The following is a 23,358-nucleotide window of genomic DNA, read 5'->3' as shown; positions in this document are numbered from 1 at the left end:
GGCCCGATTTGAGGAGTGTGCGGCTGATGCAGGCACAACAACTGCTGGCCGCCCTGGCCTCGGGCGAGGCGGTCTCGGGGGCCCAGCTCGCCGATCGCACGGGCGTTACCCGCGCGGCGATCTGGAAGCAGGTCGAAGCACTGCGTGCGCGTGGCGTGCCGGTCGAAGCGCGAGGCGCCGCCGGCTACCGGCTGCCATGGCCGGTGCAACTGCTGGATGCAGCGCGCATCCGCGCGGCCCTGCCGCGGAGCTGTGCCTCGCGGCTGGGCGCACTCGAAGTGCACTGGGAACTCGATTCCACCTCCAGCGAACTGCAGCGCCGGCTGGCCGAAGCGGCGGATCTCAGCGTGGTGCTGGCCGAGACGCAGACCGCCGGCCGCGGTCGGCGCGGACGTACCTGGTTGTCGCCGCCCGGGCTCAATCTCTACCTTTCATGCATCAAGCGCTTCGATCGTGGCTTTGCCGCGCTGTCGGGGCTGTCGCTCGCCGTGGGCACGATGGTGCTGCGGGCGATCGACTCGCTGGGCATCGAGGGCGCCGGGCTCAAGTGGCCCAACGACGTACTGGCTGCCGGCGGGAAGCTGGCCGGCGTGCTGGTGGAACTGAGCGGGGAATACCAGGGGCCTTGCGCGGCGGTGATCGGCGTGGGGCTCAACCTGCGCCTGACCGAAGCGCTGCGCACCCAGGCCGGGCAGCCGGCCTGCGACCTCGCCACGCTGGCCGGCGAGCCGCCGGACCGCAACCTCGTGGCGGCGCGGCTGATCGCGGCTCTGGCCGAGGGCCTGCGCGAATTCGAGCGGCACGGCTTTGCGCCCTTCGCGGACGACTACGCCCGCCACGACCTGCTCGCCGGGCGCAGGCTCAAGCTCAGCGGCGCACAGGGCCATGTCGAAGGCACCGGCGAGGGCGTCGACGCGCGCGGCGCATTGCAGGTGCGCCTGCCTGACGGCCAGCTGCGCTCAGTCGACAGTGCCGATGTCACGGTGCGTCGCGCATGAGGTTGCTGCTGGACCTGGGCAACACCCGCCTGAAATGGGCGATGGAAGATGCGGGCCGCTGGGTCGCCCAGGGCGCCGCCGCCTGGAACGACGGCCTGGAGCTGCTCGCGGCCACCTGGCAGGAGCTGCCCGCACCGGCATCGGCTTTTGGTGCGTCCGTGGTCGACGATGCGCGCGAGCAGGCGGTTGCCGCGCAGGTGCAGGCGCTTCATGGGCTCCCGGTCGACTGGTTGCGCACGCCCGCCAGTGCCTGCGGCGTACGCAATGCGTATCCCGAGCCCGGGCGGCTGGGGGTGGACCGCTTCCTCGCCATGGTGGCGGCCCATGCCGCCGGCGCGGGCGATTGTGTCCTGGTCGGTGTCGGCACCGCGCTCACCCTGGATGCACTGGCCGCCGATGGCCGTCACCTGGGCGGCCTGATTGCCCCCGGCCCGCGACTGATGCAGCAGGCGCTGCTCGGCGCCACGGCCCGGGTGCGCCCTCGCAACGACGGCGTGCTGGTGGACGTGGCCGACAACACCTCCGACGCCGTGGTCTCCGGCTGCTGGCAGGCTGCCGCGGCGCTGGTCGAGCGCTTCGTGGCGCGCATGGCCCCGCGGCTGGGCACGGCGCCGTCGGTGCGGCTGGACGGTGGCGACGCAGCCGGGCTGGTGCCGTTGCTGGGCATGCCCGCCAGCATGGTCGAGCACGGCGTGCTGCGCGGCCTGGCGGTGTGGGCGCAGACACAACCGGGCTCCGCCGCCGGCCACTAGAATGGCCGGGCTACAAGGGGGAGTCCGATGTTCCTGCGCCTGCTGTTCGTCCTGCTGGTCGCGCTCAATATCGCGGTAGGCGCCTGGTTGATGCTCGGCCAGGACGACGCGCATGGTCGCAGCGTCACCGATCCGGGCGTGCCGATGCTGCATCTGCTGTCCGAGCAGTCGGCCGCGCCGGTGGCCGGCCGGCCGCCGGTGGCGTCGACGGCCCCGGCACAGGCTGCCAGTGCGGCCGTTGCACTGGAAACCCGTTGCCTGGCGATCGGACCATTCGGCACTCCGCAGGACCTGCGCACGGCCCGCGGTGCGCTGGCCGGGCCGGGCGTGCGCATGCGCTCGCGGCAGGAACAGGCCACCGAAACGGGCGCCTGGTGGGTCTATCTGCCCGCGCCGGGCACCCGCGCCCAGGCGCTCGCGCTGGCGCGCCGGCTGGATGCGGCGCACGTGGGCGACTATTTCGTGATGAGCTCGGGCGACCAATCCAACGCGATTTCGCTGGGTCTGTTCAAGGATCCGGCCAACGCACGCAAGCGCCGCGACGAGGTCGCCGCGGCCGGCTTCGCCGCGCAGATCCAGGAGCGTACCGAGCAGGTGCCCGAATACTGGCTGGACCTGGTCGTGGCCGATGGCGCGCGCTTGGACTGGCGCGGCCGCGTGCGCACGGCCGGCGTGGGCTCGCACAGCACGAGCTGCTTCTAGCCGAGGGCCCCGGTGGGCGGGCCTCCACAACGCCGCCGTCGTGCCCTGCTAGACTGCTCAGCCTTCTCAGGGCCGGCATAGCTCAGTTGGTAGAGCAACTGATTTGTAATCAGTAGGTCGCGGGTTCGACTCCTGCTGCCGGCACCAGTGGAATCAAAGGTCTGCGTCCAACGACCGCGGGCCTAGTTGCTTCAATAGGCAACTCTCAGGCAACCGGCCGAGATTCCGTTATCCACAGAAGCCGAAAAGTTATCCACAGAGCCTGTGCGCAACGTTGTGGATAAGTCAGCTTGTGGCTACTACACTGCTCAATGTATGGGCTTGACGCTGCCACGTGCCGTCTTGAAGCTCGACAGATTTGGCGCGGCTCATCTTCCCGAGGTGAGCAAGGAATGCGATTGGGGAGGTTCGTGCCATCGGGCGCGACCCATGGAGGATGTGCAATGGCCACCATTATCGACGTTGCAAGGTACATCACCGATCGGCTGGGGCCGATGTCGGCAATGAAGCTGCAAAAGCTCGCTTATTACTGCCAAGCCTGGACTTTGGTGTGGGACGAGCAGCCGTTGTTCAACGACGAGTTCGAGGCATGGGCAAACGGTCCCGTGTCTCCGACTTTGTACGCACATCACCGCGGCCAGTTTCAGGTCGATTCCAGCAACTTCCGTTATGCCGATCCCGGTGCTCTGTCGCCTGAGCAGCGCGTAAACATCGACAAAATCATTGGCTTCTACGGTCAACAAACAGCTCAGTGGCTGAGTGATCTCACCCACCAAGAACAACCTTGGTTGCAGGCGAGGGGCAATCTTGCCCCTGGCGCCAATAGCAATGCGTTAATTTCCAAAGCGGCAATTCACGAGTATTACTCGGCGCTTTGAGGTCGCAAACGAATGTCACGGAGTGACGAGCGAAGACGCCGGAAAGCGGAAAAGGTTGCCAAGTTCGAAGCGGGTAAGGCTGCACTGATTGCGAAGGTAGCGCCTGCCCGCGAACCTGTCCTTGCAGCATTACCTCAAGGTGCGAAAGGCCCTCGGGTAGATCCGACTGCCCGCGACACCGTGGACTCTCGGGACACCTTCCGCCCTGACTCCGGGGGGTCTCGCCTCGCCTTGCGTATGAGCTGGTGCATCACCGATGCGGACAGGGATGGCGAATGGTCGTGGAGCGAGCCGAGGGCGTGGTCAGACGATGAATGGGCGAAGATCATCAAGCCTGGGCTCGACAACCAATCGCAGCTTACGTGGAGGGAGATCTATGCGGCTTCGTCGGGTAGTGGCCACAAAATGCATCACGGGCACGAGGTAGGCGACATATGCGCCGAAGCGCAGGCTCGTTGGCTTGAGCGCGGTTTAGAACAGTTCGACACGCTTTTCCGGTTCCGGATTGGTGGTCAGAAAAAACGGGCTTGGGGCTATATCGTCCAAGCTCATTTCCGCCTTGTTTGGTGGGAGCGGAATCACAAGATCTATCCTGTCGACTAGTGCGAGCGTAAACCGACGGCACCTTTCGCTGTAGGTGAAACCCTACGAGACAACGCGGCAAAGCCTGATAGCGTCACACCCCCGAACAGCGCACAACGGCCCGGCCGGCCCTTTGCCGGCGCTCTAGGGGAATCCGATGTTCAAGCGACTCACACTCGCCGCCTTGCTGTGCGCCGCCGCGTTGTCCGTCAACGCCGGCGGCCAGTCTGTTACCTCAGCGTCTGCCAGCCGCGCCACGGCGACCGCAAAGACACAGCAACCGCACCTGATCGAGAGCGGCAGCTACACCAACAGCGCCGGTGTTCGTATCCATAGCCCTGCACACACGGACACCGGGACCGCGCCCGCAGGCGCATCGGCACAGTGCCGTGATGGCTCGTACAGCTTTAGTCAGAGCCACAGGGGCACGTGTTCGCACCATGGCGGCGTTGCTCGCTGGCTCTGAGGGGATCAACCATGGGTCGAATGAGAGCTTTACGCCTGACTGCGTGCGCATCGTTGGCTCTGGCGAGCACCGGCTGCGCGCGCTACGAGACGAAGGTAATGCACCCCTGGCTCGGGGCCTCCCAAACTGAACTGGTTGGTAAGTGGGGGTACCCAACCTCTGCCGGTGACATCGTGAACATTGATGGCGATACCACGGTCTACACGTACCGCTCAGTTCTGGGAGGGTGGGCTGGACCGCCCGGTACTTGCGTGGTGTCGTTCACCATGCGGAACCAGACCGTTATCGCCTGGAAGTACAACGGTGCGAATTGCCCAAACATCCGGCGCGAAGGATAGGTAACCACCTACACGCTGCTGCGGCCACAACCGATTGGCCACCGGCCGCAGCAGCGGCAATCTAGACGAGCCCCGCGAGTCAGGCCCGAGCCGACGGCCGCCCAGGCGCAAGCCGGCAGCACAAGTCAGGTGGAACCGATGACCGGGGCTACCTTGTTGCCTGGGTGTTCCCTATGCGGTTCCTGTACCCCGTCGAAGAAGGCGCGATCGGCTGGCGCGTGCGCCACGGTGCGACGTACCTGGCTGAAAGCCTGACGCTCGGCCAAGCAATCAAGCATGCGCGCCAGGCCGGCCAGGAGCAGCACGAGCGCACCGGTGCCGCAGTGAAGGTTGAGCTGGTGATCCCTGAGAAGTCGCTCCCCCTGGCGGAGTACGCGGGCGCCTCGGTTAGCTCGTGAAGGATATGTGAAGACGTGTGATGTCAGTCACATCGCGAGCGGGACGCGGTCGTTAACCTTTCTGAGTCCAACGGCTCCCGCCCCAAGCCCCCTGAGCCCTTGGACGTAGTGCCCCTGGCGCCCGGCCACCCCCGGGCGCCTTTTCTTTTCGCTTGGCGCCCACGGCGACACGCCCTCCCAAATTGGCCGCTATTCCTTCGGCACTATCTCGTGCTCGTAATACGGACGTTCCCTGTCATCCAAAATGGCCAATTGCGCTGATAGGGCGTTGGGATCCGGGTTGAGCCAAGTGTCTATGTTCCCCTCGCGAATCGGAATGACAAACCGATCATGGCCCGCTGCGGCCACCTCGGGCGGCGGATCGTCAGTGATCGCCGCGAACGTGTAGAAACCTGGCTCATCGCCCACGCCTTCGACGCACGTCCACAGGCACGCGACGTAGAGGTCTTGGCCGGACCTCGGGGTGAACATCAGCTCGACGTTTTGCTCCCGCTCGCCAGGAGCCAGCGCGCGTTGCTGCAGGTCATGCAGATAGACACTCTCATAGAACTGGTTGGCGACCATGATGCCGTGGTTGTATCCGAAGACCCGGCGCCACACGGTCGAGAGTTTGTCGCGGCGTGCGTTGTAGCTTCCAGGCTTCGCCGCTTCGTCGGCTTCGGTCCAGCCAGGCAAACGGCATCGGTAGCGCATCGGGACAATCGTGCGCTCGCCTGTCTTGGGGTCGCGAATCATCACCGGCGCGAACTGTCCAGGCCACATGCGGTCGATGCCATTGGTCGGTGGGGGCGCGGCCATCTCCTCCAGCTTCTTCTTGCCCGCGGCAATCTTGTTGGTGGCAACCCTGCGAGCGTTCTCTGCAGCCTTCGTGGGCTTGGGCGACGCGAGCTTGGCGTTCGCCTCTGCAAGCCGCGCCTCCTGGGCGCCGATTTCTGCCGCGATCAGGGCGATAGCTTCGGCGTCGGCCGCGCGCGCTTCCTCCACGGTATCTATAGGGAGGCGCCCGCTCGTTGCATCCGTCATGGCTTGGCGCAACGCACGGGGAACGGCTTTTACCCACGTGCCTTTTTTTCGGGTCCAGCCGGCGAGCTTGGTGAACTCTTTAACGCTAAGCGTTCCGCCAAGGCGTTCGTATTTGCGGAAATCCGCCCAGATCTGAGCCGAATAGCACATGGGGTGGGGCCTAGCGGTGGGGTCCAGCTGAGCATAGCGTTGGCACCGTCTGCGAGCTGTTGCCGCGGGACGTGTGGCTTACTTCTTCCAGCCCTTCCAGCCCCACCCCGGCCAAGGCGGTGGCGCTTCCCACGTTGGCGCACCCTCCCAGCCTGGTGCACGCTTGAAAATCACCGCGTGTTGCACTTCGATCTGTTCCCACTGCCCTAGCAATTGCACCTCTTGGCCGCCCGCCGCAATGCCGTTCCATCCTTGTTTCCAAGCAAGGGCACCGGTCACGCCGTTGAGCGTGCACGTCCCGTAGTAGACCCACTCGCTGCCATCGGCTGGCGGATCCACGTACGGTCGCCAGTCGGCCAGGAGGTCGAAGGAGAAGGACTTTGCGCGGTGAACTCGTCGGGCCATGCCAGCGAGGGTATGGCGGGTGAGTCTCACCGGTAGGGATTGCCTGACGTCACAAGGCGGCGACGGCCTACGCAGTCGTGCGCACTGCTGGCATACTTTCTAAGAGCGTGATACCGCGCTCAGGAACAGGGGAGCCAGCATGCCGATGTTCATCACGCGGGTGGAACTGCACGACGCAGACGAGTGGGAATATTACGAAACGCTCCACGATGAAATGGAGCAGCGCGGCTTCAAAAGGACTATCAGGGGCAAGAAGGGCATCTATCAGCTTCCAACAGCGGAATACGTGTGCACCATGAGCGCGACCGCGTCGGACGTGCATACGCTGGCGAAGCAGGCAGCAAATGCTACTGGCAAGAAAAGCTCGGTGATCTCATGCGAGTATCTGCGGGCGGCCTTCGACCTGCCGGAAGCTGGCGAATCCTAGGACTACGGCACAGAGCCGCCCACAGCCGTGCTCAGGTTCGGCGCTCGCGAAGGCCACAGCTCACCTGCGTTCCACCAGGACGTTTGATGGTTGCGCGCCATCCTGGCCCGCACACGCGCGTTGTAGCCGGGCGAGAGCTTCTCCATCTGCTGCTGGTAAACCATGTGATTGAACGCGGCCTTCGCGTACCAAAGCCGCGAAAACGGCATCGCGTAGTTGCGCGCGAACTTCAGCAGCTTGGCGCCGTACTGCCCCGGGCGCGTGGTGCTCTCGCCAGACGCCTCGTTCTCGGTGTCGCCGTAGAGGTGAATCAAGTCATCGAGGAACGTGGCGCCGGGGCCGGCCAGCTTCACTAGCCCGCTGTTGCGATGCTCGGTGCTGGTGCCCAGGAAGAAATCGCCATACATGCCCAGGCCGCCGGAGGCAATGGCCACTTTGGCCAACCCCTTGCGGGTCAGAAGGTCCTCCGGGTCCTGCCCCAGCGCGATCGTCTTGGCGGTCAGGGCCAGGGCACCCAGGCTTGCGCTCGCGGCCATGAACCGCGCGCGGTATGCCCACGCCGACTTCCAATCGGCCATGCCGCCCGGCACGTCGATCATGTGCGTGCGGAAGATGCCCAGCGGAGTCTGCTTGAGGAACAACAGCCAGCGGGCCATCTGGCCCATGATCGTGCCGGCGTTGTCCGGGGTGATGTGTAGTGCCAAGTTGTCCCGTACCGTGTTGCCGGCGCCGCCACGGGCGCCAATCTGGCTTTCTGAGAGCACCACGCTAAGGAGGTGCTGCGCCGCCTCGGAGCGAAGCCGGCGGATGTCCTCGGCGATCTGGTCGGGGGTCGCCTTGTCGCCCATGCGCGCGCGAGCAATGGGCTCGAGCTTCGCATCAGGAATGGCGTAGATCGCGTCAGGCGTCAGCATGGAATGCTCGCCCGTGGGTCCGCCCTCCAGCTCTGCTTGCTGCCACGTGGCGTAGTGCTCAACCGTCACCCCGCGCGAGGTGAGGTAGTCGCGATCCTTGGGTGCGAGCGCGGAATAATCGCCCGTGCTGACATGCGACCCGAACAGGTCCATCAGTGAGGCCGCGATGCCATGCGTCTGGCCACGGTCCCACATGCGCAGCAGGGAAAGCACATGCACGCCATGGTTGAGGAAGCGCACAAACTGGTTGGACAGCTCGCCGGCGCCGAAGCGATGCGTGCCCTCCTGCAGCGTCTGCGCAGTGATCCCAAGGCGGCGGATATACGCCAGGTTCTCGGCTGACGGCTTCACGCCCTCGGCCATGTTTCCTAGGATGGTCCGACGCGCGAGCCCGATCTCGCGACCGTAGGCCATGGCCATGGCGGCATCCGGGATGGCAGCCAAAGTGGAGCCGCCTAGGAGGGTGGATCCCACGATGCCGCGAATGGTGTTCGACACCTGTGCCCAAAGCGGCAACGTGCCCGGTGAGCCTGGGCTCCGCAGGGCGTCGTACTCCTTCAGCGTCTGCCGGCGGATGGATTCAAGCTGCTTGATCTGGCCTTCATCCAGGCCCGCCCCAACGTCGGCGGCAAACGCGCGGTCGACCAGTTGGCGCACGAACCGGTCAGCATCACGTCCGTACTCGCGCACCGTCGCGATGTCGCGCGCGAGGCCGTGGAAATGGCTGTCCAGCAGGGATAGGACGTTGTCGCTCGCGCCGAACTCTTCGGCCATGCGAATCTCGGCTTCCGCATCCCGGAACTTCAGCTGCCGGGGCGCGTTACGGGAAGCGCCAACGGTGCCACCGTAACCGACGGACATTTGCTCGCCGCGCTTGTTAGCACCGTTCGTGCCCAGGGTTTCCGCGGCTGCCTCGACGAATCGGCGCAACTGATCCGGCGCCATCTGCGAACCATCGCGATTGACGTAGTCGCTCGGGTTGATTTCCTCCAGGGCGCGCTTCACGAACCGCGCGCGATCGGCGCCGATGCGTTCCCACGCCCAGGCGCGTGGCATGTAGTCGTCCAGGTTGTGAATTGAGATACCGGCGTCGTTGGCCGTGATGCGCGCGCGTTCGATCACTTCGCGTACGTGCTTGCCCAGCGTGTTGAGCTCCGGGTGTCCGGTGTCCTTGCCGAAGATCGCCAGCATGAGGTTTCGTTGTTCGGCCGGGTTTTGGACTAGGCTCCAAAACCGGCCTTTGACCGCACCGCCGTCCAATTCGCGGGTGAAGTCGTGGTGGACGGCTTTGATTTTCTGCTCCAGCGAGATGTCGCCGGCATAGGTATTTCGCATGGTCAGGCGTTGACGCAGCGCAGCCAATCGGCCTTTCAGACCAGGCGCGAAGGAATCGAGCTTCCGCAATTGCGCCGTGCGCGTCTGCATGTCGCGGATCGTTCGCGCCTGCGCGGCCGCGACATCGGCCTTATACCGCTCGCGGGCCAGCTTGGCGCCAGCGATGTACCGTTGATCCTTCGCCATTGCACGCCAGGCCGCCGGATCCTTGCGTGCGATCTCGGTCATGGAAGAAACGAGCCTTTCCTCGACTCCGTCCAGCTCAGCTTTCGAGAGGGGGCGGCCGGCGGCCGTGGTTACGGCTTCAATGCATTGGGCAAGCATGGTCAGTCTCCGTGTTCGAGAAGCGGCCCACGAAAGCCCGCCCATAAAAAAAATTGAGAGCGCGTTCTTTAGCTGGCCCTAGATGGAGCATGCGTGGCACGATCCGACCCCCACCCCCTCCTGGCACCCCCCGGTCGCGGAAAAGGGGGCCCCATTGCCGGGATTTTTCAGGCGGCCACACATCAGTCGCTGAAAAGGCGAGTTGATTCACAATCAACTGAGCCGCGGCCCGCAACGCCAGGCAGTTGCTGAAACTCGCCCTCAATCGTGGCGGCTGGGTCGCAAGGGAGTCGCAGCGCGGCGCGCGCTCGGGCAGCCTCGAGGGCGTCATTGATGTCGACGCGTTGCTCGACGGTCACATCGAGTTTGTCTCGCAGCAAGCCAGCCAGGCGGGCGCGCAATTCCACAGCTTTCACCACGGCGTTTGCCTGCTTGTGTTCCTTGGCGAACGCGATCGCGCTGTCCAACTCAGCCATACAACGTTCGCCGTTGTATTCGGTGGCGGCGGCCAGGTTCTGACGAACCTTGTCCAACTCGGCGCGCACAAGCTCGTTTTGCATCAGGCGGTAGGCTTGGAACTTCGCCGCGTGGGGCGAGTAACCGGCCGCTTTAGCCGCATCGGCGCCGTTGGCGCCCTTCTGCAGTTCGGCAATGAACAACCGCTGTTTCTGGCTCAGCTGACGAGGCATTGCCGCTCAATGCTCCTTGGCCGGCAGGCCGAACTCGGCGCGCTTCTGGTCCAGCAAGCGCTCATAGGCACGAGAGGCCAGCGCCTTGATGACCTGCAGGTCATTGCCCAGGCCAGTGCGCTCCAGGAGCTTGGGGAGGTCGGGGAAGTCGCGGGACATACGCTGCATTTCCTCGCGTGCCAGGTGGCCGATGTGCTCGGCGTCCTCGCCATACTCATTGGCCAGCGCCGTCTCGGCCTCGGCATGGCCCGTGGCCAGCTGGTCCGCGGTAGGGGCCGGGCGCTGCAAGGCCTGCTGCACACGGCTGCCGTAGAACTTCGCCAGGAACGGATCCACGCCCGCGCCGGCCAGGTGAGTCTCCAGGGCGGCGGCGGTCTTGTAGGGGTTGGCGTCCAGGGCAGGGGGCGCGGTCGTGCCCTCGTCGCCCTGCGCCGCGTCGTTTGCGTCGACCACGCCCTGGGAGAGCACGGGCTTGGACTCTGCGGGCGCGTCAGTGGCCGATAACAGCTGGCTGATGGATGGGGCAGCCGTGGGTGCTGCTGCTGGTGCTGCTGGTGCGGAGCTGGCGGCGCCAGCCGGCACGGAACCAGGGAAGTTAGCCAACGTCGACCTCCTGCGCCGCGGCGCGCGCGCGTTCCGCGCACTGCGTGGCGACCTTGTACCGCTCGGCCAGGAGTTGAGGTTCGACGCCCATGAGGAGGGGACCGCCGGGCAGGCCGTGGCGGCTGTACTCGACGCGCACCAGGTTAGGAGCCAGGTCGCCGGCGACGCTGAAATCTTCCGTGTCGCGCGCGGGAAAGCCGGGCGGTAAGGAGTGGTGAACCGTGGCGTTCGCTGCCACAAGCAGCGCGTAGTCTTTCGCGGCCTTTTCCAGGCGGCTCTGGAGCCGCACGGCGATCACTTCACGCTCGCGGCAGGCTTTGATCGTGGCCGCCCATGCGGCGTCCACGGCGGCGGCCTTTTGCGCCTGTGTCTGGTGGCTCTCCGCCAAGTCGGCAGCCTTTGTCAGGAGCCGGCGGTTTGCGCGCGCATCGAGTAGTGCGGCCTTCGCGGTCGCCACGTCATCCCACGACGCTTGACCGGCGACGGCACGTTGCACAGCTGCTTCGAAGGCGTCGTGCGCCTCGTTGACCTTGGCCCGGGCGGCCTCGCGTTGCGCGTTCAGCGCGGCGATCTGGGCCGGGGCGCCATCGCCGGAAAGTGCCGGGCGGAGCTTGGACAGGAGATTGAGCATGGCGTTTCCCGGTGAAAAGTGGCTGGGTGTTGCCTGAAGTTTCCTAGCGTTGCCTTTTGATGGGTAGGCTTTAGTTGCTAAGTGACTGTAGTATAAGGCAAATGGCGGTCCTTGTCCCTGATGGATAACGGCTGTGCCTACCCTCTGGGAAGCAGTAGGTTGTCATTTCGAGGTTGGTGGCCAGGGGCGGAGATCGCGCGGGCGCGCGCACGTGAGGGGTAGGCGACGGTAGCTGGCTTCGCTGGTGCGGAAATGGCACCGCATGGTGATAAAAAACAACATATTGCAATCGCATCAATCTTGTATGTAAGTTGCTCCTGCGGTCACGAGAGGCCGCTAAAAAGGGGGAACAACCATGCAAATCCAAGTCACCATCGCCGCCGGCCTCGCGCTGGTCTTCGAATCGGCGGACACCCACACCTGCGAACGCATGTTTGCGGCTGTGCGCACGCTGCCGGCGCCCGAATACGTCGACGACCTCCAGGGGTACATCGACCGGGTGCGAGCTTCGGCACAGCTGCAGGCCGCCGCATAGTGCGAACGATGAACCTCACGCCGGAGGAAGCGGCGGAACGCCTGCGGATCCCGGCGAAGACGCTGGCCAATTGGCGTCATAAGCGTGTCGGACCACCCTTCCGCAAATTCGGCAGAAGGGTGCTGTATCCACTCGACCAGCTTGAGCAGTGGGAGCGGGATCAGACGATCGAAACCCGGAAGTAACACCTCCCCGGGTCGACCATGGCGACAACAGCTACACCCTATAGGGTTGTAGCTGTCGCTGTCGCCAACATGGCTGGACGACAAAGCTAGTTGTCGCCGCATGTCGCCGTGTCGCCGCATTGCTTGAAACCGTTGCGGCGCAACGCTTCCGGCCGATTCAATCTGTCCAGTCCGTTGTCGCCGCATTGTCGCCGCATTGTCGCCGCAGGCCTTTTTAAGGTGCAGCGGCGACAACTGCTACTTGTCGCCGTTGTCGCCGCTACTGACCAGCCGATAGACCGGCCGTCCGCGTACCTTGGCGACGATCCGTTGGGTGAGCAGCCAGTCGACGCCTCGGCGGAACGTCGTGCCTCGGGACTTCCGGGCGGTGGTCAGCTCCTGGCCTTCTAGATCCTCGCGCAGCGGGTTCAACTCGTCGTAAGCGCGCGCCCAATCGTCGTGGCTGCACTCCTGCGGCGCGTCGAAATCTGCCCCGGTGGGCTGCATCGATTGCACGAGCGCTTGGTAGACGAGTTGACGCGCCGGCGTCATCTCGCGCCGCGTGCTGCGGCCGGCGGCGCCTTCGACCCTGACCACGCCATCCACGACTAGCGAGGAATGGCGCTCACCGGGGTCTGCGCCCGGGTCGAACGCCTGCCGCGGCCCCAGGTCGACCGGCGCAAGCCGGAATTGCCAGGCCACGCCGTCGGCGCCGTCCTTCATCTTGGTGGCGCGCACTTCACGCGCGCCGGTCACCTTGTCGTAGGTGACAGCCAGCTCGGCATCGGCTGCACCCAGAAGGGACGAATGACCGCGCGCGCCGCGGCTGGCATCTTTGCCAGAGTGATGGACCAGGATGCAGAGGCAGTCGAACGCTTGGGAGATCATCCCGGCGCAAGCGATGGCCGCGCTCATATCGGTGGCGCTGTTTTCGTCCTTGCCGGGCAGGGCGCGCGCAAGGGTGTCGATCACCACGACGCGCGGCTCGATGCCGTGCATGTGCAGGTCGGCAATGAACTGCTTGGCGGTGGCCGGCTGGGTCAGGCTCATGGCCTGGCGTTGGATCACATGCAGGCCGGCCAGGTCGGCCGGCCGTAGGCCGTGGTGCTGCAGGTAGGCGGCGACGCGCGCGTTGATCTGCGCCTCTAGGCCGACATACACGGCCGGCCCCTGGCGCACGCGCTGGCCGGCCCACGGTTCGCCCCTGGCGACGGACGCCAGCAGGTCCAGGACAAGGAAGCTCTTGCCGCTTCCGGGCTCGCCATAGAGGACGCACAAGCCTTCCGCCGGCAGAAGGTCGCGGACCAACCAGGCCGGCGGCGGCGCGGCCACCAGGTCGGCCACACTCATGGGCCGATAGACGACCTGCCGCTCCGGCTTCGGGTCTTGGGCGTCTTCTAGCATCCACTCCGGCGCCTCCGCGATTTCTTGCGCGCTGGCGATGAACTGCGGCTCGATCAGGCCGCGCGCCCAAATGAAAATGCCCTCGCCAAGCCGGGCTTGCCTGATGACCTTGGCCGATCGGTAGATGAGGAAGCGTTGTTCCCCGTCGATCACCTCGAGAGTCCGCGGAAAGAGGCCGTCCGCCTTGAACTCTCGGAACTCGTCCTCGCTGGAGGGGACGACCTGGCCGCCCTCCAGCCAGAGGGGCGCGGTTCGAACCGCGACAACCGCCAGGCGTTCATCGTCGCGGTACTTGGCGGTACTCACGCCCGCGAGCGTGCCAGCTTCCGCCCACTGACGGATCACGTCCGGGTCTTGGGTGGTGGCGCGCAGGTCGCGGTTGTTGCCGGCGTGGAAGCCTTTAGCGACGAGGGCGAGCGTGTTGTCGAGCAAAGGGGAAGTTTCGATCGTCACGCGCGACCCTCCTGCGAGATGCGATGAACGGAGACTGTTGCGATTACCGCATCGGCCGGACTGATCGGCAGCCATGTGGCGGGGTCGGCAACGGCGGCGCGGACCTCGTCCGCGACTGAATTGATGGCGCGGCTCGCGCCCGCGAGCGCTTGGGACACCTCGCGCGCGTCCACGCGATCCTTGGCCAAGGTGCGAACCGTCGCCGGGTTGGCGAGATCGCTGGCGGCGTCGTGCGCCGGCGAGGCTGCGGCCTCCACCTGGGCGGCCCAGCGCAGCAGCGCCTCCGAGTCGAGCTGTACGGTGGGCCCGTGCCCGGCGACGTAGAGGAAGAACACGAGGCGCACGGTACCGGGACTTTCCGGCCCTCGGTACACCTCGGGTTTGTCGATCGCCAACGCGATGCGGCGCACGCCGGGCGGAAGCGGTGCGCGTTCGTCCGGCTCCGCGTCCAGGTCGTTCGGCGAGAACATGCGGAGTGAAACGCCAGGGATGGGCGCGCGCATGGCGTCATTGGCTAGCGCGATGAGCTGGGCTAGAGCTTCATCGGTGACGGGGCTGTTTGCGTTGCTCATACGGCCACCTCGCTGCGCGCTGCCGCATGGCTGGCCAGGTATTGCGCTAGCTCGCTCGTGAGCCAGCCCACAGTGCCATGCCCAAGGCATAGGCGGCGCGGGAAGCGGCCGGCCTTTTCTAGACGGGCGAGATGGACTCGGCTAAATCGGATCCCCCAGTCTTTCTTAAGCTCGGGAAAGCTCACGATGCGATCGTGCGCCGGGGTGCCTACGGTTGCTTCGGTGCATGCGGTCATATTGGTGTCCTGAAGTTAATAGGACGCCGTTAAGTCGTATGACGGGACGACGTGTCCCCATGGTCGTCGCGGCCATGACGCAACTGCTCTGTTTCGGCTGGACAGGGTGAAAGCCCTTAGCCCCGTTGCGGGACGTGTCCTTTTAAGGAGCGCCGATTCGCTCCGCGGGTGTTACGGCCCCAGCCCCCTTCGACTCGAATTTTACGCCGTGCTCCACCGATGTACAACAGAAAACACTGTAATGTCAGTGACTTGAGCGCGCGTCAGTGGGCTTGGCCGGGAAATTGTGGGTGCTGCGTGGGAGCGGCCGGGCGGTCGGTTCATTTGATTTTTTCGACAAGCACGCGCCCCAGCTCTGCGTCGAACGCTTCCAGCGCCTGGCGCTTCTCCGGCAAATACAGCTCCGGGTTGTTCCGGTAGTGCGTGCCGGTGACGCCGGCAACGCCGTGGCTCTGCAGCCGGTCGGCTTGCTCATCGGGCACGCCGGCCGCCTGCATCATCTGCGCGCAGGTGCGGCGTAGGTCGCGCGGGGTGAATGGCACGATCTTCTTTCCGTCGAGGGTTCCGTGTTCGGACTCCAGCCAGTTACGCACAGCACTGGCCGGCGAGGCGATGTCGATCGGTCCCTGCTCGGTGGTTGACCACGGCCAGATGCGCGAACCGCTCAAGCGGCGCACGCGTTCCAGGATATCGACCATCCGATCCGACATCGGCACCAGGTGCACGCGAGGCTGACCGCCGCGGCCCTTTCGGTCGACCAGCGATACCCGCCGTTTGTCCACGTCGTAAGAGGTCCACGGCTCGCGCGCAAGCTGGTGGGTGCGCTGGCCACCGCTGGCGATCGTGAAGCGCAGCAGGTCGGCCATAACAGGGCCCACGCGCGGGGCCTTGTCGATGGTTTCCCAGAAGTGCCGCAGCTCCGCCGGCGATAGGGCGCGCGTTCCCGGTGTCGACTTCGCTTCGCGCGGGATGCTGACCACCGGGTTGGACCGGATCGCGTATGTGCGGGTGGTGGCGCGCGCGACCGAATTCTCCGACTGCATCCCGTAGGCGAACGCCGCGCGCAGGAAGGATTGCACCTTGTCCGCGCTGCCCTGGGCACCGTTCTCGCTCTGCCGACCCTTGCTGCCGCGGCCAGTCTTGGGCCTGGCCGTGCCCTCGTGAAAGATCGGGCGCAGTAGGGCCACGACGTGCGCCGGCTCCACGTCCCGAGCCTTCATCGAAAGCAGGGCGGGCGCCTGTTCCTCGAGCTTGGCGGCGATCCTTCGCCATTCACCGAGCTGCCGATCACCGGCCGGCGCGCGCTTCTCGGATCCCTCCTTGCGCCACGCTATGTAGTCCTGCAGCAAGTCCTTGAGTGTGCCGCGCTCGCTGTCGACCGCGCGCAGGTGTTTGGCTCGCTCGCGTTCCTCTACCGGGTTGCGGCCCTCGTTGATGAGTGCGAGCGTCCGCGTTGCTTCGTCCCGCGCCTGCTTCAAGCTCAGCGCGCGCAGGCCACTCGGGAACTGGTCACGAGGTCCCGTGTCTGAAGTTGAAGCGCCGTCACTCTGGCGCACGTAGTGGCCGAGCCTGATGCGCCGGACGCCTTGGCCCGGGATGCGTTTGATGAGCACCCAGGTCATGGCGCCGCCTGGCGACACTCGCATCGCTAAGCCGCGGACGAGCCCGTCCGCGTAGTCGACTTGCTTGTCGGTCGGCTTGATGGCGTCGAGAAACTTTTGGGTCAGGCTGCTACGATCTCGGGTCTTCGGCATGGCGTCCAGTCAACGCTAGGCAACAAAAAGGGGTGTCTCAGCAGGATTTCCCTTGTTGCCTGATGTTACTACGTGAAGCGCCTAAAGCGAGGCGAGTAGCGGACTAGCGACACGCAGAAGACAACAATTTGGGTCGGCAGCAAACACGAACAACGCGTTTGTAATCAGTAGGTCGCGGGTTCGACTCCTGCTGCCGGCACCAGCCACGCGAGCGCGCGGAGGCACCCACCGGACGAGGCCCCATGACCCAGCAGACAGTCAGCTTGATCGGCGCACCCACCGACATCGGCGCAGGCCACCGCGGCGCTTCGATGGGACCCGAGGCACTGCGCGTCGCGGGGCTGGGCGAAAGGCTCTCGGCGCGCGGCCTGAAGGTGATCGACCGCGGCAACCTGCAGGGTCCGCTCAATCCCTGGCTGCCGCCGGAGAACGGCTACCGCCATCTCGACGAAGTGGCGGCCTGGAACATGGCCGTGCACACCGCTGTGCGCCAGGAGCTGCAGGCCGGCCGCATACCAGTGATGCTCGGCGGCGACCACTGCCTGGCGATCGGCTCGATCTCGGCGGTGGCCGACCACTGCCGCGACACCGGCAAGAAGCTGCGCGTGCTGTGGCTGGACGCGCATGCCGACTTCAATACGGCCAATGCGACGCCCTCGGGCAACATCCACGGCATGCCGGTGGCCTGCCTGTGCGGCAACGGCCCGGACGTGCTCACCGGCATCGGCAGCCACCGGCCGTCCACCTCGCCGCAGGTGTTCCGCCAGGTCGGCATCCGTTCGGTCGACGAGGGCGAGAAGAAGCTGGTGCGCGAGGCCGGCATGAAGATCGTGGACATGCGCCACATCGACGAGGTCGGCATGAAGCGCGCCATGGAGGAGGTACTGGCCGACATCGACGAGGACACCCACCTGCACGTGAGCTTCGACGTCGATTTCCTCGACCCGCCCGACGCCCCGGGCGTGGGCACCACCGTGCGCGGTGGCCCGACCTACCGCGAGGCGCAGCTGTGCATGGAGATGATCGCCGACACCGGCCGGCTCGCCTCGCTGGACATCGTCGAGCTCAACCCGGCCTACGACGTGCACAACCAGACCGCCGAGCTGGCGGTGGACCTGGTCGAGTCGCTGTTCGGCAAATCCACGCTGATCCGCTGATCCGCTGATCGGCCGCGCCGGACTGCGGCAGAAGCGCGCATACCCGCGCGCTTCCCGAACGCCTATCATCGACCGGCTGGCGGCCTGCGCCACCGGTGGCGTCCTTCTTCCTCTCGAATCCCAGCCATGAACCGAACCCGCGTCCTCACCGGCATCACCACGACCGGTACCCCGCATTTGGGCAACTACGCCGGCGCGATCCGCCCGGCGATCGCCGCGAGCCGGCGCGAGGACGTCGACGCGTTCTTCTTCATGGCCGACTACCACGCGCTGATCAAGAGCGAAGACCCTGCGCGCATCGCGCGCTCGCGGCTGGAGATCGCCGCCAGCTGGCTGGCCTGCGGGCTGGATCCCGAACGGGTCACCTTCTACCGCCAGTCGGACATCCCCGAGATTCCCGAACTCACCTGGCTGCTCACCTGCGTCACCGCCAAAGGCCTGCTCAACCGTGCGCATGCCTACAAGGCGGCGGTCGACCGCAACGTGGAAACCGGCGAGGACCCGGACGCCGGCGTCACCGCGGGCCTGTACATGTACCCGGTGCTGATGGCCGCCGACATCCTGGCCTTCGACGCGCACAAGGTGCCGGTCGGTCGCGACCAGATCCAGCACCTGGAGATGGCACGCGACATCGCCCAGCGCTTCAACCACATCTACGGCCAGGATTTCTTCGTGCTGCCGGAGGTGCAGATCGAGGAGCAGGTGGCGACCTTGCCCGGCCTGGACGGTCGCAAGATGTCCAAGAGCTACGACAACACCATCCCGCTGTTCGCCGGCGGCGCCAGGGCGCTGCGCGAGGCGGTGATGCGTATCGTCACCGACTCGCGGCTGCCGGGCGAGCCGAAGGATCCCGACAACGCCTCGCTGTTCACGCTCTTTCGCGCCTTTGCCAGCGATGACGAGACCGCTGCGTTCCGTCGCGCGCTCGAGTCCGGGCTGTCCTGGGGCGAAGCCAAGCAGGCGCTGTTCGACCTGCTGGACGGCCAGATCGCGCCGATGCGCGAGCGCTACGAGGCGCTGATCGCCCAGCCCGCGCACATCGAAGAGATCCTGCGCGAGGGCGCGCACAAGGCTCGCGCGATCGCCACGCCGAAGCTGGCGCGACTGCGTGACGCGGTGGGCCTGGGCAGCCATGCGGTCGTGCCCGGCATGGCCGAGGGCGGCAAGCAGCGTGCGGACAAGGCGCCGCGCCTGGCCAGCTTCCGCGACGACGAGGGCCGCTTCCGCTTTCGCCTGTTCGCGGCCGATGGTGAGGAGCTGCTGCTGTCGCGCGCCTTCGATGATCCAAAGGCCGCCGGCGTGGCGCAGAAGCGCCTCAAGCAACTGGGCGCGACCGCCGCCGTGGTGCAGATCAAGCCCGCCAGCCTGCTGCTGGAGCTGGACGGCGAAGCCGTCGGCAGCACACCGGAGTACGCCGACGAGCAGGCGCGCGACCAGGTGCTGGACCGCCTGCGCAGAGCGCTCGACCAACTGGCGGCGATCTGAGAGGGCACGCCGATGCTTCGCTATCTCGCGCTGCTGTTGCTCGCTCCCTGGCTGCTGATCCTGGGCTGGGCGTACTTCAGCTATCCGAAGAGCCTGCCGCGCACGGCCGCACGGCGGCTGTTCGACTGGCTGGCGCTGCTGCTGGCGGTGGTCTCCGCGGCCGGGTGCGCCATGCGCGGTTTCGACGCCGCCCCGCCGCCGGCGATCGACCAGTTCGGCCGCTCCAGCGGCGCGATCTGGCAACAGGTGCTGCCGGTGCTGCTGGGCTATGGCGCCTGCGTCGCCGTGCTGCTGGCGGCGTTGCTGCTGCGCCAGGCTGTCTGGCGCCCCAGGCTCAGGTGAACCATGTCCCCGACTGATCTGCAAACCCGGCTGTTGCGCCTGTTCGAGCGCCACGAGGTGGAACTCGAGCCGGACGAGGACTGGCTGCTGACCGACGGCGACTTTCCCGCCGTCCGCGCCAGCTGGCAGGACGGTACCGCTGGCGGGCCTGGCCGGCTGGATGTCGACGTCGTGCTGGATGAGGAGCGTCAGCTCGAACTGAGCTATGCCGGCAGCGGGGCCGACCCCTGCCGGGATGCGCTCGATCGCTTCGCCCGCGGCGACCTGCCCGTACTGCTTGCTGCCTGCTGGTACGTCACCGACGACCGCCGGCTTGACCTGGCGCAGTGGGAGATCGGGCTGCGCCAGTGGGATGCGTTCATCGGGCGCTTCGTGGTGGAGGGCGCCGACGTCAACGTGCCGCCGGCGGCCCTGCCGGCCGTGGCCGAGGCGCTGAAGAACGAATCGCTCTCGCCCCGCATGCACTGGATCCGGCTGTTCCTGCGCCGGGAGGTCGACGGCTCGCTGGCCAGCGAGCTGTTGCTCGACAACCAGCCTTGGCCCGCCGGCGACCGCGCACTGGCCGGGCTCGCCTGGCCGGAAGGCGGGCAGGCGTACAGCGTGCGCAGCCTGATCGTGCTGGACATGCGCGACTACTGACCGCTACTGCGACTTCCGTAACCACCCGCGCAAACCGCCAGCGCCTAGTCCCAGCTGTTGAGGTGCGGACCGAAGCGTTCACGCTGCCTCTGTACCACGCAGAAGCGATGGCCGGTCGGCGCCTGCATCACCCACCACCGCTCCTTGACGAAGGCGATGGCGCGGGCGCCCAGGTCCTGCAGACGCGCGACTTCCGCATCCAGGTCGTCGGTTTCGATGTCCAGGTGGACACGGCTTTCGTGGGCCACTTTCTGCAGCAGGATCAGCGGCTCGTCCTCGGCTGTTGCAAGCGCGGCGTAACGGCCGTCGCCATCCTGGTCGGCGTCCTCGACCGGTTTGCCGAGCGCGGCGCTCCAGAACCGGATCGCCGGTTGCAGGTCGTCGAGCTGGCAGTCGAGCACGATGGTGCTCAGGCGGCTGTGGTGCATGGGACGCTCCGCGGTCGTGGCAGGAGCCAAGCGTGCGCCCGGTGGCGTGAAAAGAAAAACGGAGCGCCTGGGCGCTCCGTTTTTATGCCCCGGCGAGGTCGGCGGATCGCCATCGACCTCGCAGCCGGCCTTACTGCGGCGAGGCCAGGTCGTCCAGCAGCGCCTTGAGGAAGCGCGCCGCTTCGCCGCCGGTGGCAGCGCGGTGGTCGAAGGTCAGGCTGATCGGCATGCGGCGGTGCACTTCGATGCCTCCCATCACCGCCACGACATCGTGGCTGAGCTTGCCGGCGCCGACGATCGCCACGCACGGCGGCACGACCACCGGGGTGGCATAGCGGCCGGCGAACATGCCGAAGTTCGACAGGCTGATGGTGTAGCCGGACAGTTCCGACGGCGGGATCGAGCGATCCTCGACCTGTGTGCGCAGGCGCTGGATGCCGGCGCGGATGCCGGCGCCGTCGAGCACGTCGGCATTGCGCAGGGCCGGCACGAACAGGCCGTCCTCGGTGTCCACCGCAATGCCGATGTCCACGTGGCGGTGCATCGTGCGGGTAAGGTTCTTGCCGTCGAACCAGGCGTTGAGCGCCGGCACCGCCTTGCAGGCGGCCACGATGGCGCGGATCAGGCGCGCGGTGATGTCCTGCTTGCCGATCCAGGCGTGCAGGTCGGCGTCGTCGACCAGCGTGGTCGGCACGACCTGGGCATGGGCGTCGGACATCACGCGGGCCATGTTGCGGCGCACGCCCTTGAGCTGCTCGGGCTGGCCGGTGGCCGGCTGTGATGGCGGCGCGGTACGCACCGGCTTGCCGGCGAGCGAGACCGGGCCGCGCTGCGGGGCGGGGCCAGGCTCGGGCAGTTCCGGCGCCAGGTGGCGGCCGGCCGAGGCCGGCACCGCGCGCGCCGGCGCACCGCCGATCGGGGCGCTGCCGTTGGCGGCGGCGTCCTTGACGTCCTTCATGGTGACCACGCCATCGGCGCCGGTCGGGCGCACCTTGGCCAGGTCCACCTTGAGCTTCTTCGCCAGCGCGCGCACGGCGGGCACGGCCTTGACGCCGCCGACGCTGGCGACCTGCTCGACGTGCACGTGGTTGCCGCTGATCATCGCGCCGACCACGGTGCCTTCGTCCTCGCGGTCCTTGCCGCCGGTCTCGACTTCACCGCCTTCGTCCGAGGCGACCACCTTGTTGCCGTCGTCCGGGGCCGGGCTGCCGACGCTCTTCTTCGGGCCATGGTGATGGCCGGTCGACTCGGCCTCGGCGCGCTGCTTGGCGTTCGGGTCCGGCTCGAAGTCGGCCAGCGCCGCGCCGGTCTCGATCACGTCGCCGGCGGCGCCGTACAGCTTGGTCACCTTGCCGGTGTAGGGCGAGGGCACCTCGACCACCGCCTTGGCAGTTTCCATCGAGGCCAGCGGGGCGTCGAGCTTGATCGTGTCGCCGACCTTCACGTGCCATTCGACGATGGTCGCATCGGGCAGGCCTTCGCCGAGGTCGGGGAGGTGAAACGTCTTGATGTCAGCCATGGCGTGGTATCCGGAACTTGAGGAATAGGGGACCGGAACGGAGCGGGCGCACGCGCGCCGCCCGTTCCCTTCGATCAGCTGGCCGCCAGCGTACGCTTGGCCGCCTCGACCACGCGCTCGGTGCTGGGCAGGTACTTCATCTCCAGGCGGAACAGCGGGATGTGCGTGTCGAAGCCGGTCACGCGCTCGACCGGCGCGAGCAGGTCGTACATGCATTCCTCGGCCAGGCGCGCGGCGATCTCGGCACCGAAGCCGGCGGTCTTGGGCGCCTCGTGCACGATCACGCAGCGGCCGGTCTTCTGTACCGATTCGGCGATGGTGTCGAAGTCCAGCGGGGTCAGGGTGGCAACGTCGATCACCTCGGCGCTGATGCCTTCGGCGGCGAGCGCGTCGGCGGCTTCCAGCGTCTCCTTCACCTGCGCGCCCCAGGTCACCAGGGTCACGTCGGTGCCGTCGCGCAGCACGAAGCACACGTCCAGCGGCAGCGCCTCGCCGTCGTCGGGCACCTCTTCCTTGTACTGGCGGTAGATGCGCTTGGGCTCGAAGAACATCACCGGATCCGGATCGCGAATTGCCGCCAGCAGCAGGCCGTAGGCACGCGCCGGCGACGAGGGCATCACCACGCGCAGGCCCGGGATGTTGGTGAACAGATGCTCATTCGCCTCGGAGTGATGCTCCGGCGCACGGATGCCGCCGCCCCACGGGGCGCGCCACACCGCCGGCACCGTGATGCGGCCGCGCGTGCGGTTGCGCAGGCGCGCGGCGTGGCAGGCGATCTGCTCCATCATCGGGTAGATGAAGCCCTCGAACTGCGCCTCGGCGACCGGCTTCATGCCCTGCGCGGCCAGGCCCACGGTGACGCCGGCGATGGTGGTCTCGTCCAGCGGCGTGTCGAGCACGCGCAACTCGCCGAACTTCTCCTGCAGGCCCTGGGTGGCGCGGAACACGCCGCCGTTGACGCCCACGTCCTCACCCAGCACCACGACCGATTCGTCGTGGGCCATCTCGTAGGCCAGCGCCTGGGTGACTGCTTCGATAAGGGTGATCTGTGCCAT

General features: G+C 66.5%; 26 protein-coding genes and 1 tRNA gene. 15 read left to right on the top strand and 12 right to left on the bottom strand.

Features of this window, described 5'->3' with window-relative positions; all coding sequences use genetic code 11:
* Nucleotides 1–26: 26 nt before the first annotated feature.
* The 8 genes from BMZ38_RS13405 to BMZ38_RS13370 all read left to right on the top strand — a co-directional run bounded on the left by BMZ38_RS13405 (nt 27) and on the right by BMZ38_RS13370 (nt 5,114).
* Nucleotides 27–998: a biotin--[acetyl-CoA-carboxylase] ligase gene (locus BMZ38_RS13405; RefSeq protein WP_091338606.1), complete on the top strand. Its 972-nt coding sequence runs from the start codon at nt 27–29 to the stop codon at nt 996–998.
* Nucleotides 995–1,750, top strand: a complete 756-nt coding sequence (locus BMZ38_RS13400; protein ID WP_091338602.1) for a type III pantothenate kinase — start codon at nt 995–997, stop codon at nt 1,748–1,750. The genes BMZ38_RS13405 and BMZ38_RS13400 overlap by 4 nt, the downstream gene beginning before the upstream one ends.
* A gap of 27 nt (nt 1,751–1,777) precedes the next feature.
* A complete protein-coding gene (locus BMZ38_RS13395) occupies nt 1,778–2,452 on the top strand; it encodes an SPOR domain-containing protein (RefSeq protein ID WP_091338599.1) in 675 nt (224 codons plus the stop codon).
* 71 nt (nt 2,453–2,523) lie between these two features.
* Nucleotides 2,524–2,599, top strand: a tRNA-Thr gene (locus tag BMZ38_RS13390).
* Nucleotides 2,600–2,895: 296 nt separating this feature from the next.
* A complete protein-coding gene (locus BMZ38_RS13385) occupies nt 2,896–3,330 on the top strand; it encodes a Panacea domain-containing protein (protein WP_091338596.1) in 435 nt (144 codons plus the stop codon).
* Between the two features lie 237 nt (nt 3,331–3,567).
* Nucleotides 3,568–3,933 (top strand): hypothetical protein, encoded by a 366-nt coding sequence (locus BMZ38_RS13380; RefSeq protein ID WP_091338592.1) that lies wholly within the window; start codon nt 3,568–3,570, stop codon nt 3,931–3,933.
* Between the two features lie 136 nt (nt 3,934–4,069).
* Nucleotides 4,070–4,378, top strand: a complete 309-nt coding sequence (locus BMZ38_RS18145; RefSeq protein WP_091338590.1) for a DUF3761 domain-containing protein — start codon at nt 4,070–4,072, stop codon at nt 4,376–4,378.
* Between the two features lie 511 nt (nt 4,379–4,889).
* Complete coding sequence (locus BMZ38_RS13370) at nt 4,890–5,114, top strand: hypothetical protein (protein WP_091338587.1); 225 nt, start codon at nt 4,890–4,892, stop codon at nt 5,112–5,114.
* 189 nt (nt 5,115–5,303) lie between these two features.
* Here the strand turns inward: BMZ38_RS13370 and BMZ38_RS13365 are convergent, their stop codons facing one another.
* Complete coding sequence (locus BMZ38_RS13365; RefSeq protein WP_091338584.1) at nt 5,304–6,287, bottom strand: SOS response-associated peptidase family protein; 984 nt, start codon at nt 6,285–6,287, stop codon at nt 5,304–5,306.
* 544 nt (nt 6,288–6,831) lie between these two features.
* Between BMZ38_RS13365 and BMZ38_RS13360 the strand changes: the two genes are divergently transcribed.
* Nucleotides 6,832–7,119 (top strand): hypothetical protein, encoded by a 288-nt coding sequence (locus BMZ38_RS13360; protein ID WP_091338580.1) that lies wholly within the window; start codon nt 6,832–6,834, stop codon nt 7,117–7,119.
* A 2-nt stretch (nt 7,120–7,121) separates the two neighbouring features.
* Here BMZ38_RS13360 and BMZ38_RS13355 read toward each other — a convergent pair whose 3' ends face one another.
* From BMZ38_RS13355 to BMZ38_RS13340, 4 genes are all read right to left on the bottom strand, one after another.
* Nucleotides 7,122–9,692: a hypothetical protein gene (locus tag BMZ38_RS13355; protein WP_091338576.1), complete on the bottom strand. Its 2,571-nt coding sequence runs from the start codon at nt 9,690–9,692 to the stop codon at nt 7,122–7,124.
* 182 nt (nt 9,693–9,874) lie between these two features.
* The gene (locus BMZ38_RS13350; protein ID WP_091338572.1) at nt 9,875–10,381 is read right to left on the bottom strand and encodes a terminase small subunit; all 507 of its coding nucleotides are present in this window, start codon (nt 10,379–10,381) and stop codon (nt 9,875–9,877) included.
* 6 nt (nt 10,382–10,387) lie between these two features.
* Entirely contained in the window at nt 10,388–10,849 is a 462-nt protein-coding gene (locus tag BMZ38_RS13345) for a hypothetical protein (protein WP_091338569.1), read from the bottom strand.
* 127 nt (nt 10,850–10,976) lie between these two features.
* On the bottom strand, nt 10,977–11,615 hold the full coding sequence (locus BMZ38_RS13340; protein ID WP_091338566.1) for a hypothetical protein: 639 nt from the start codon (nt 11,613–11,615) through the stop codon (nt 10,977–10,979).
* 355 nt (nt 11,616–11,970) lie between these two features.
* Here BMZ38_RS13340 and BMZ38_RS13335 point away from each other — a divergent pair, with 355 nt between their 5' ends.
* Nucleotides 11,971–12,150 (top strand): hypothetical protein, encoded by a 180-nt coding sequence (locus tag BMZ38_RS13335; protein ID WP_091338564.1) that lies wholly within the window; start codon nt 11,971–11,973, stop codon nt 12,148–12,150.
* An 8-nt stretch (nt 12,151–12,158) separates the two neighbouring features.
* Complete coding sequence (locus BMZ38_RS13330) at nt 12,159–12,335, top strand: helix-turn-helix domain-containing protein (protein ID WP_091338958.1); 177 nt, start codon at nt 12,159–12,161, stop codon at nt 12,333–12,335.
* A 237-nt stretch (nt 12,336–12,572) separates the two neighbouring features.
* Here the strand turns inward: BMZ38_RS13330 and BMZ38_RS13325 are convergent, their stop codons facing one another.
* The 4 genes from BMZ38_RS13325 to BMZ38_RS13315 all read right to left on the bottom strand — a co-directional run bounded on the left by BMZ38_RS13325 (nt 12,573) and on the right by BMZ38_RS13315 (nt 16,733).
* Nucleotides 12,573–14,171, bottom strand: coding sequence for an AAA family ATPase (locus BMZ38_RS13325; protein ID WP_175483745.1), 1,599 nt, complete (start codon nt 14,169–14,171; stop codon nt 12,573–12,575).
* Entirely contained in the window at nt 14,168–14,743 is a 576-nt protein-coding gene (locus BMZ38_RS17620) for a hypothetical protein (protein ID WP_139202433.1), read from the bottom strand. The genes BMZ38_RS13325 and BMZ38_RS17620 overlap by 4 nt, the downstream gene beginning before the upstream one ends.
* Nucleotides 14,740–14,979, bottom strand: a complete 240-nt coding sequence (locus BMZ38_RS18210) for a helix-turn-helix transcriptional regulator (RefSeq protein WP_091338557.1) — start codon at nt 14,977–14,979, stop codon at nt 14,740–14,742. Before BMZ38_RS18210 ends, BMZ38_RS17620 begins: the two co-directional genes overlap by 4 nt.
* Nucleotides 14,980–15,299: 320 nt before the next feature.
* Nucleotides 15,300–16,733 (bottom strand): site-specific integrase, encoded by a 1,434-nt coding sequence (locus BMZ38_RS13315; RefSeq protein WP_091338554.1) that lies wholly within the window; start codon nt 16,731–16,733, stop codon nt 15,300–15,302.
* Nucleotides 16,734–16,975: 242 nt separating this feature from the next.
* Between BMZ38_RS13315 and rocF the strand changes: the two genes are divergently transcribed.
* From rocF to BMZ38_RS13295, 4 genes are all read left to right on the top strand, one after another.
* On the top strand, nt 16,976–17,890 hold the full coding sequence (gene rocF, locus BMZ38_RS13310; protein ID WP_091338551.1) for an arginase: 915 nt from the start codon (nt 16,976–16,978) through the stop codon (nt 17,888–17,890).
* Nucleotides 17,891–18,016: 126 nt separating this feature from the next.
* Nucleotides 18,017–19,375, top strand: coding sequence for a tryptophan--tRNA ligase (locus BMZ38_RS13305; RefSeq protein WP_091338548.1), 1,359 nt, complete (start codon nt 18,017–18,019; stop codon nt 19,373–19,375).
* Between the two features lie 12 nt (nt 19,376–19,387).
* Entirely contained in the window at nt 19,388–19,717 is a 330-nt protein-coding gene (locus tag BMZ38_RS13300) for a hypothetical protein (protein ID WP_091338546.1), read from the top strand.
* 3 nt (nt 19,718–19,720) lie between these two features.
* The gene (locus tag BMZ38_RS13295; protein ID WP_091338543.1) at nt 19,721–20,356 is read left to right on the top strand and encodes a DUF6348 family protein; all 636 of its coding nucleotides are present in this window, start codon (nt 19,721–19,723) and stop codon (nt 20,354–20,356) included.
* 44 nt (nt 20,357–20,400) lie between these two features.
* On the opposite strand, the gene BMZ38_RS13290 is transcribed toward BMZ38_RS13295, so the two are convergent.
* The 3 genes from BMZ38_RS13290 to BMZ38_RS13280 form a co-directional block, all read right to left on the bottom strand.
* The gene (locus BMZ38_RS13290) at nt 20,401–20,784 is read right to left on the bottom strand and encodes a VOC family protein (protein ID WP_091338541.1); all 384 of its coding nucleotides are present in this window, start codon (nt 20,782–20,784) and stop codon (nt 20,401–20,403) included.
* A gap of 130 nt (nt 20,785–20,914) precedes the next feature.
* The gene (locus tag BMZ38_RS13285) at nt 20,915–22,303 is read right to left on the bottom strand and encodes a dihydrolipoamide acetyltransferase family protein (protein WP_091338538.1); all 1,389 of its coding nucleotides are present in this window, start codon (nt 22,301–22,303) and stop codon (nt 20,915–20,917) included.
* A 74-nt stretch (nt 22,304–22,377) separates the two neighbouring features.
* Nucleotides 22,378–23,358 (bottom strand): alpha-ketoacid dehydrogenase subunit beta, encoded by a 981-nt coding sequence (locus BMZ38_RS13280; RefSeq protein WP_091338535.1) that lies wholly within the window; start codon nt 23,356–23,358, stop codon nt 22,378–22,380.

Origin of the sequence: Frateuria terrea, assembly GCF_900115705.1 — a bacterium.
GTDB classification, from domain to species: Bacteria; Pseudomonadota; Gammaproteobacteria; order Xanthomonadales; family Rhodanobacteraceae; genus Frateuria_A; species Frateuria_A terrea.
Note: the sequence above shows the minus strand (reverse complement) of the source record. Positions and strands in the feature narration are given on the sequence as shown.